This is a genomic window from Mesorhizobium sp. M7A.F.Ca.CA.004.04.2.1, assembly GCF_004022825.1.
Lineage (GTDB): Bacteria > Pseudomonadota > Alphaproteobacteria > Rhizobiales > Rhizobiaceae > Mesorhizobium.
Map to the genome: position 1 here is coordinate 1 of NZ_RZPH01000156.1, position 8,598 is coordinate 8,598.

At 60.9% G+C, this 8,598-nt stretch carries 9 protein-coding genes; all 9 read right to left on the bottom strand.

Annotated features, from left to right (window positions below; translation table 11 throughout):
- On the bottom strand, positions 1-725 hold a 725-nt coding region (trbL, locus tag EN893_RS09865; RefSeq protein ID WP_128361518.1), incomplete at its 3' end, for a P-type conjugative transfer protein TrbL.
- 33 nt (positions 726-758) lie between these two features.
- Positions 759-1,484, bottom strand: a complete 726-nt coding sequence (gene trbJ, locus EN893_RS09870; RefSeq protein ID WP_024502854.1) for a P-type conjugative transfer protein TrbJ — start codon at positions 1,482-1,484, stop codon at positions 759-761.
- Positions 1,481-3,931, bottom strand: a complete 2,451-nt coding sequence (gene trbE, locus EN893_RS09875; protein WP_024502853.1) for a conjugal transfer protein TrbE — start codon at positions 3,929-3,931, stop codon at positions 1,481-1,483. Before trbE ends, trbJ begins: the two co-directional genes overlap by 4 nt.
- A complete protein-coding gene (locus EN893_RS09880; RefSeq protein WP_024502852.1) occupies positions 3,925-4,197 on the bottom strand; it encodes a VirB3 family type IV secretion system protein in 273 nt (90 codons plus the stop codon). The genes trbE and EN893_RS09880 overlap by 7 nt, the downstream gene beginning before the upstream one ends.
- Positions 4,197-4,505 carry a TrbC/VirB2 family protein gene (locus tag EN893_RS09885; RefSeq protein ID WP_024502851.1) on the bottom strand — a complete coding sequence of 103 codons (309 nt, stop codon included), beginning with the start codon at positions 4,503-4,505 and terminating at the stop codon, positions 4,197-4,199. The genes EN893_RS09880 and EN893_RS09885 overlap by 1 nt, the downstream gene beginning before the upstream one ends.
- Positions 4,506-4,517: 12 nt before the next feature.
- Complete coding sequence (gene trbB, locus EN893_RS09890) at positions 4,518-5,486, bottom strand: P-type conjugative transfer ATPase TrbB (RefSeq protein ID WP_024502850.1); 969 nt, start codon at positions 5,484-5,486, stop codon at positions 4,518-4,520.
- Positions 5,483-5,896 (bottom strand): CopG family transcriptional regulator, encoded by a 414-nt coding sequence (locus tag EN893_RS09895; protein WP_024502849.1) that lies wholly within the window; start codon positions 5,894-5,896, stop codon positions 5,483-5,485. Before EN893_RS09895 ends, trbB begins: the two co-directional genes overlap by 4 nt.
- Positions 5,897-6,012: 116 nt before the next feature.
- Positions 6,013-8,037, bottom strand: a complete 2,025-nt coding sequence (locus EN893_RS09900) for a conjugal transfer protein TraG (RefSeq protein ID WP_024502848.1) — start codon at positions 8,035-8,037, stop codon at positions 6,013-6,015.
- Between the two features lie 220 nt (positions 8,038-8,257).
- On the bottom strand, positions 8,258-8,598 hold a 341-nt coding region (locus EN893_RS38610), incomplete at its 5' end, for a hypothetical protein (RefSeq protein ID WP_206640099.1).

Consider the following 8,598-nt stretch of genomic DNA (forward strand, 5'->3'; position numbering starts at 1 on the left):
ACCTGGGACATGGCACCGGCAAGATCCGGCTCCTTGCCTTGCAATGCGGAAGCGAACTCCCCGAAGAGCGTGGAGCCGATACCGACAATGACGGCGAGCACCATCACCTTGATGCCTGACGAGATAACATGGCCGAGCACGCGTTCGGCCAGGAACGCTGAACGGTTCCAAAGTGCGAATGGAACCAAAACAAAACCTGCCAGCGTGGTGAGCTTGAACTCTAGGATGGTGATGAAAAGCTGGATGGAAAGGATGAAGAAGGCGATGATGACCAGGAACCAGGCCATCAGCAGCACGAAGATGGTCAGTGCGTTGCCGAAGATTTCCGGGAAGCCCAGGAGCTGACTGGCTTGGTCAAGCATTGGCCAAGCACCTTCGAAACCGGTCGCGGCAATGCGGCCCGGGCGCAAGAGATTGTCTGCCGACAGATTGCCGGCCGACGCCTTAATCCCGAGACCGGCAAAAGAACGATAAACGATATCGGCGAGGTTCTTGAAATTGTTCAGAATGAAGGCGAAGACGCCAACATAGAGCACCTTGCGGACAAGCCGGCCGAGAACGCTGGTTTCGTCGCCGAGCGCCCACGCCAGGCCGGCAAGTGTGATGTCAATGCCGATCAGAATGGTAGTGAGGAAGGCGAGGTCGCCCGATAGCAGACCGAACCCGCTGTCGATGTAGCGGATGAAGGTCTCCATGAAGCGATCGATGACGCCAAGGTCGTTCATGCCGCTGCCTTTCTCGTCGTGATGAACTCGTGATTAATTGCCGGGATAAGCCGAGCCGGTACCCAAGAATCGCTTCGTCATCTCGCGGGCGGCTTCGTCTGACTGGGCCTTGCGGGCGGCATCCTCGGCCTCAGCTCGAAACTGCGTTGCGAGCAGCGTCTGGATCTGCATCTGCTGTTTTGTCGAAAGCGCCATCAGCTGGTTGGTGGCCTGGCTTGCCTGAAGCGCACCGGCCGCCCCTTGGCTGCGGTTGACGAGATCGGCGAGCAGATCGCCGTCGGCGCGGACGTTCTCGACGATTTGCGACTGGACACCCATGGTCTGGCGGAACGCCTGCATGGCGGTTTGCCAACGCTCCCGCGCAGCACTCGCCACATCGCTGACTTTGATCGTGGCGTCGTAGCTTTCCGGATATTGGCTGCGCCACTGGTCTTGAAGCTTGCCCAGATCAAAGCTGAGGCCACTCGCCTGGTCCATCAAGCCGTCGATGCGATGGAGCGAACCGGTGAGTTGGCCAACGGAAGAGAAATCCAGACGCTGAAGATTGCGCGCCATGTTCTGCAGCATGGTCGCCTGATTCTGCAGCGACTGGATCTGGTTGTTGATCTGCTCCAATGCGCGCGCGGCCGTCAGCACGTTCTGCGCATAATTGGACGGATCGAACACGATAAGGGCGTAGGCGGGCTGCACATAGTCGGCCATAGGCTTGGCGATCAGGGAAACGGTGATCAGGCCGGAGAGAAGGCGTCGCCGCATCATGAGAATTGCTCCTTGTCTGGTTGAGGGAATTGCTTGAGAAGTTCGCCGGCCCAATCGAGGCCGCGCGCGATCAGGAACTGCGAGGCAAAGCTGCCTTGCCCGTCTTCGGACATGATCCTGTCGATCAGAGTCTGCGTGGCCGGATCGGAAGCACCGCAAAGCGCAAGAGCGATGGGGCCAAGCTCGAGCTCGAACAGACGGTTGCCGCGGCGCGATTGCAGATAATACTGACGCTTCGGCGTGGCGCGGGCGATCAATTCGATCTGCCGCTCGCTTAAACCGAAGCGCTCGTAGGCTGTGCGCGCCTGGGGTTCCACGGCACGATCATTGGGAAGGAAAATGCGCTGCGGGCAGCTTTCGATGATTGCCGGCGCTATGCCAGAGCCCGCGATATCAGCCAGCGACTGCGTAGCGAAGACAACCGACACGTTCTTCTTTCGCAGCACCTTCAGCCATTCGCGGATGCGGGCGGCGAACAGCGGATTGTCGAGATAGACCCACGCCTCGTCGAGCATGATCAGCGTGGGCCGTCCGTCGAACCGTTCCTCAAGTCGCTGGAACAGATAGGTAAGCACTGGCAGCAAAGCGCCTTGGCTGTGCATTAACTCCTCGGTCTCGAAACACTGCACATCCGACAAGGCCAGCCCATCATGATCGGCATCGAGCAGGCGGCCGAAGGGACCATCGAGCGTGTAGGGCATCAATGCGGTCTTCAGCGCATTGGATTGAAGCAGGACCGAAAGACCGGTCAGTGTGCGTTCCTGCGCCGGCGCGGTGGCAAGGCTGGCCAGCGCTGACCAAATAGCCTCCTTCACCTCCGGCGTGACGGTGACGTTCTCGTGGGCAACAAGGCTGGCGATCCATTCGGCCGCCCAGCTTCGGCTAGCCTGGTCGTTGATGCTGCGCAGTGGCTGAAAGGCAAGGGAACCGTCCGCTCCTAGCGCGTGGTGTTCTCCACCCATGGCAAGTGTTGCAGCACGGGCCGAATTGCCTTTGTCGAAGACATAAACCTGGGCGCCGGCGTAGCGCCTGAACTGCAGAGCAATCAGAGCAAGCAGAACCGACTTGCCGGCGCCGGTCGGACCAACAACCAGCATGTGGCCGACATCTTCGACGTGGGTGGAAAGCCGAAACGGTGTCGACCCACTGGTCTCGGCAACGAAAAGCGGTGGCGCTTCGGTTTGGGTGACTTTCGCGAGATGCTCGTTTGTCGCAGGACCGGCCCAAACCGACGACAGCGGCATGAGATGGGCAAGATTCAATGTATGAACGAGCGGTTGGCGAACGTTAGCGTAGACATGGCCAGGCAATGAGCCGAGCCAAGCCTCGACCGCATTGACGCCTTCTCGGATCGTGGTGAAGCCGAGCCCATTGATGATGCGCTCGACCGCGCGAAGCTTCTCTGCAGCGGCTTGGCGATCCTCGCCCCACACCGTCACGGTGGTGGTGAGATAGCCGAAACTCACATGATCACCGCCCAATGCCTGAAGGGCTTCGTCGGCATCGAGCGCCTTGTTGTCGGCATCGCTATCGACAAGCGGGACCGGCTCGTTGGTAATGACCTCGCGTAGGATTGCCACGATCGACTTGCGCTTGGCAAACCACTGCCGGCGCAATCGCGTCAGCGTCTTCGTGGCTTCCGTTTTCTCGAGCGGAATGAAGCGCGTCATCCAGCGATAGGCGAAATCCTGATGATTGAGGGTATCGAGGATTCCGGGCCGGGTGAGGTTCGGAAAGCCGAGGATGGTCAGTGTGCGAAGATGCTGCTCACCAAGCATCGGCTCCAGGCCACCGGTAAGCGGCGCATCGACCAGGATTGCATCCAGATATATCGGCGTTTCCGGGGCCATGATAGGATGGCGACGAGGCGAAATCGTGCCGTGGAGGTAGGTCAACGTCTGAGCATCATCGAGGACGCGTACTTCGGACATGAAACCCGAGAAGAGATCGAGCACGCGGTTGGTCTCGTCACGGAACCTCGCCAGATCCTGGCGCCAGTCTCTTTCTCCTCGGGAATAATGAGAGTCGACGAGCGTGCTTTCTGCGCGCGCCTGGGCGTCCGGCGGTGGCATAAACACCAAGGTCAGATGATAGCGGCTCTCGTAGTGCGCTACCTTCCCCTCGAAAGCAGCGCGGCGTTCTTCGTCGACCAGCCACGACGCGGCGTCAGGAAAATGCGAGTTCGGATAGCCCAGCGCTTCTGTGCGCTCGGCCTCAAAGAACAATGCCCAGCCAGAGCCAAGGCGTCTGAGAGCATTGTTCGCCCGGGCGCAAATGCCGACGAGTTCAGCCTCCGTCGCACTTTCGAGATCCGGGCCGCGGAACCGCAACGTCCGCTGAAAGCTGCCGTCCTTGTTGAGCACGATGCCGGACGCAACCAAGGCAGCCCAGGGTAGATGGTCGGCAAGCCGGTCGGCTTTGCTTCGATATTCCGAAAGGTTCAGCATGCAAGCCACCCCTTCAGACGTAGGTGGCGCACAAGCACGCTGGCGAAGTCCGGATCGCGTCTTGCGGCAAACACCGCTAACGAGTGGCCTGCGATCCAAAGCACCAGACCAGCAATCCATTGCTGCAAGCCGAAGCCAATGGCCGCGGCCACTGTACCGTTGAGGATCGCCACCGCGCGCGGAGCCCCGCCGAGCAGGATCGGCTCGGTCAGCGCCCGGTGGACCGGTACTGCGAAGCCCTCGATATGCTGCTCCCCGGCGGCCATCAGACGAGCGCCCCACCACCGAAGGAGAAGAAGGAGAGGAAGAAGCTCGATGCCGCGAAGGCGATCGACAGACCGAAGACGATCTGAATCAGGCGCCGAAAACCACCGGCGGTGTCGCCGAAGGCAAGCGTCAGGCCGGTGGTGATAATGATGATGACCGCAACGATCTTGGCGACCGGTCCCTGGACGGACTCCAGGATCTGCTGCAGCGGCTGCTCCCACGGCATGCCTGAGCCGGCGGCATAAACCGGGGCCGTGATAAGAAACGCGAGCGCTGTGGACGAAAGAAAGCGAAGCTTCTTGCGCATGAGGAAGGCCTTTCAAAGCTGCTGGAGTTGCGAAAGCGTGAGCGGGGCAACGGCGTAATCGCCGCTGCCGTCGAGACCGGTGACCTCGGCGATTGCGTCGATGTGGCGCGACGAGCCGCGTCCCGCTATGAAGACGATCAGATCTATCGCCTCAGCGATGAGCCGGCGGGGAACGGTGACCACGGCTTCCTGGGCGAGTTGCTCAATGCGATAGAGAGCCGAGCGCGCGGAATTGGCGTGTACGGTAGCGATGCCGCCTGGGTGCCCGGTGTTCCATGCCTTCAGCATGTCGAGCGCTTCCGCGCCCCTCACCTCGCCCACGATGATGCGGTCCGGCCTGAGCCTCAGCGTCGAGCGCACGAGATCGGCAAGGGTGACCGAGCCCCGCCTTGTTCTCAGGGCAACGCAGTCCCTGGCCGCGCACTGCAGTTCGCGTGTGTCCTCGATCAGGATCACCCGATCGTCGCATTCGGCGACTTCAGCCAGCAGAGCGTTGGCGAGTGTTGTCTTCCCCGAGGAAGTGCCGCCGGCGATCAGCATGTTGCGCCGCTCGCGGACGGCCTTTTTCAGCGCATCGGCCTGCAGCGGCAGCATGATGCGTTCGGCAACATAGTCGGCCAGGGTGTAGACTTTCGCGGCGGGCTTGCGGATGGCAAAACATGGCGCCAACACCACAGGTGGCAGCAGGCCTTCGAAGCGTTCGCCAGACGGCAATTCGGCACTGACGATCGGGTTGTCGGCGTGCGCCTCGGCGCGCACGTGCGAAGCAACCAGGCGGATGATACGTTCTGCCTCGGACGGGTGCATGTGAACGTCGGTATCGACCCGACCTTCGCCTAACCGGTCGAGTCGCAGCGCGCCGTCGGGATTGACCATCACCTCGATGACGGACGGATCGGCCAGGGCTTCGGTGATTGCCGGACCCATGGCGGTGCGCAGCATGACACGCCGCCGGTGGTCGGCCTCGGGATGAGAGCTCATCCTTCCCCTCCCCCACCATTGTCTTTGCTAAGCGACTTTTTGCCGGAAGCGATCTGGCGGCCGACCTTCTCAACGAATTTCTCGAAACGCTCTTGGGCAATAGCCTGCGTTGATCGATCCGGGACCGGCGTGTGGGCGTGAAGGGTGATCGAAAAGCGGATGAAGAGCGCCAGGCTCTCCAGGATCACCTCGGAATCGCGCCTGACGTGGGCAAGATCGCGGGAGAGCCGGTCAAGCCTTACGCCGTAGCGCCGATCGAACTCGCTCTCGCCACGCCGCTCGATGAACGCCTCGATCGCCTTCGCCACGATCGCTGATTTGGTCGTTGACGGATCGCGACTGAGGTTGTCCAGTTTCTCGCTGAGCTCCGGCTCAAGCAGAAACTGATGGCGAATGCGGTGCGGCTTCATGCGGCTCGTTCCGACGGCCCGGCGTTGCGCCGGCGACGGGAGAAGCATCGGCCAGACGCTCAAAATTGCTTATGGCCGTTATCTACGCTGAGGTGCGCTCTGCAACTCAGCGGACTTCAGAAGCCGGGAATGACATCGTCGCCCCTGCCCTCGTTGATACCGTAGGCGCGGGCCGCAGTGGAAATCCGATCCATGACACGCTTGTCCGCGAGCGCTTCGCTGTCATCGTCTGCGGGCTTGTACAGATCGGCCTGATCGGGCTCTTGAGAGACAACAACGTCTTCTTCGGGCAGGCTTGGATGGCGTTGCTGCTGAACGCCTCCCTCGTCTTCAACTGGCGCGTCGGCGCTTTCCTCGTCCGCAGCAAGTCGGCTATCGACGCTGCACACTTGTCCAGTCCAGCCGTCCGGGCGTGATGCAGGGCAGTCCGCATAGGGTCCGTCGTGCAGCACCGGCGCAGGCAGCACCCGATCTGTGAAATTCTGATCCTGATAATAGCGCAGCTTCTTGGCGCGGATCGGCGGCAACCCAGAAACCAGGACCAATTCGTCTGACGGCGGCAATTGCATCACCTCGCCTGGCGTCAGGAGCGGGCGCGCGGTTTCCTGGCGGCTCACCATGACATGTGAAAGCCAGGGCGCAAGCCGATGGCCCGCATAGTTGCGCATCGACCTAAGTTCGGTTGCGGTGCCGAGGGCATCCGAGATGCGCTTGGCCGTGCGTTCGTCATTGGAGGAAAAGGCAATTCGCACGTGGCAATTGTCGAGAATAGCATTGTTCTCGCCATAGGCCTTTGAAACCTGGTTCAAAGATTGTGCGATCAGATAGGAGCGAATGCCATAACCTGCCATGAAGGCGAGCGCCGTTTCGAAGAAGTCGAGGCGACCGAGCGCCGGAAACTCGTCCAGCATCATGAGCAGCTGATGCTTACGGCTCTTCTTCGGGTCCCCCTCCAGACGCTCCGTCAACCGCCTGCCGATCTGGTTCAAGATCAGTCGCACCAAAGGCTTGGTGCGCGAGATATCCGAAGGCGGCACGACCAGATAGAGCGACAGCGGTCGCTCTCCATCCACTAGGTCAGCGATGCGCCAGTCGCAGGACGAAGTGGCCGCCGCGACCGTTGGATCACGATAAAGCCCGAGAAAGGACATGGCGGTCGAGAGGACGCCTGAGCGCTCGTTTTCCGACTTGTTCAGGAGTTCGCGGGCCGCCGAGGCCACTACGGGATGGACCTGAGGGTTATGCCCCGTCCCGAGATGGTTTGTCGTCATCATCCGCCGTAGCGTTGCGGCAAACGAGCGTTGCGGGTCCGACAGGAAGGTGGCGACGCGGGCAAGCGTCTTGTCCTCTTCAGCGTAGAGCACGTGCAAAATGGCGCCAACTAGAAGTGAATGGCTGGTCTTCTCCCAGTGGTTCCGTCGCTCCAGCGCGCCCTCGGGATCGACGAGGATGTCGGCGATGTTTTGAACGTCCCGGATCTCATCTGGGCCTTTGCGCACCTCCAGCAGCGGGTTGTAGCGTGCCGATCTCGGGTCGGTCGGATTGAACAGAAGGCAGTACGAGAATTTCGACCGCCAGCCGGAGGTCAACTGCCAATTTTCGCCTTTTATATCATGAATGATGGCAGACCCGGTCCAGGAAAGTAGCGTTGGAACAACCAGCCCCACGCCCTTGCCCGAACGCGTCGGCGCAAATGCCATGACGTGCTCCGGGCCGTCATGGCGCAGATAGCGATCGTTCAGCCTACCGAGGAAAACGCCCGCCGGCCGTAACAACCCTGCCGTCTCGACCTCATGAGTCGTGGCCCACCGTGAAGACCCATAGGTCGTAACCGACCCGCGCTGTCGCGCGCGCAAAAGCGAGCCTGCGATTGCGGCGGCACAGCCCAGGAATCCGCTGGCGCCTGCAAGCGTACCGGCTTTGTCGAAGACCTCCGGCGCATAAGCATCGAAGTGGAACCACCATTCAAACAGCTTCCACGGCTTGTAGATTGGCCAGCCGGCGAAGAGAAACCATGGTGCGCCGAGAGGCGTCTGGTAGGTCAGCATTTGAGCGCACCATTGGGTTGCCGTCCATACGCCGATAATGACAATTGCGCACACAACGGCGATCTGCCCGATCAGTAGCTTCGTAGGTGTCATCGGCTTGACCCGCTGAACAACGCGACCTAGCATCGCGCGGCGCAGCCGGGACAGGAATGTTCCTCACATACGATTTGGGAGCAATGAACGACTTCCTACGTATGCAGGTCGGTCAGCACGCGTGTTGCGCCTTCACGCGACACCATCCTCTCCATTCACCCTGAGGCCCGGCGCCGACGACAGTTGCGTGATCGCTCCTCCGCAAAGTTATCTTCTGCGTTCAGGGAGCCAGGGGCGCCTGGGCTGGCTGATGAACACCGTCCGCTCGCGCATGTGGGGTCGAATTGATTTGTGCCCAAGTGGAGGCAGGCTCATTTAACAGTTGCCGCAGTTCCCCTGGCTCGAACGCCATCATCGGTGGGGAAGCGGGTTCATCCTCCAACAGTTGCCGCAGTTCCTCTGGCTCGAACGCCATCATCGATGGGGAAGCGGGTTCATCCTCCAACAGCTGCCGCAGTTCCCCTGGCTCGAACGCCATCATCGATGGGGAAGCGGGTTCATCCTCCAACAGCTGCCGCAGTTCCCCTGGCTCGAACGCCATCATCGATGGGGAAGCGGGTT

Bases quoted from the DNA above. Each gene is read 5' to 3' on its own strand.
- trbB (WP_024502850.1), bottom strand. From the start codon at position 5,486: ATGAGCTCTCATCCCGAGGCCGACCACCGGCGGCGTGTCATGCTGCGC.
- trbJ (WP_024502854.1), bottom strand. From the start codon at position 1,484: ATGATGCGGCGACGCCTTCTCTCCGGCCTGATCACCGTTTCCCTGATC.
- EN893_RS09900 (WP_024502848.1), bottom strand. From the start codon at position 8,037: ATGACACCTACGAAGCTACTGATCGGGCAGATCGCCGTTGTGTGCGCA.
- EN893_RS09885 (WP_024502851.1), bottom strand. From the start codon at position 4,505: ATGCGCAAGAAGCTTCGCTTTCTTTCGTCCACAGCGCTCGCGTTTCTT.
- trbE (WP_024502853.1), bottom strand. From the start codon at position 3,931: ATGCTGAACCTTTCGGAATATCGAAGCAAAGCCGACCGGCTTGCCGAC.
- EN893_RS09880 (WP_024502852.1), bottom strand. From the start codon at position 4,197: ATGGCCGCCGGGGAGCAGCATATCGAGGGCTTCGCAGTACCGGTCCAC.
- EN893_RS09895 (WP_024502849.1), bottom strand. From the start codon at position 5,896: ATGAAGCCGCACCGCATTCGCCATCAGTTTCTGCTTGAGCCGGAGCTC.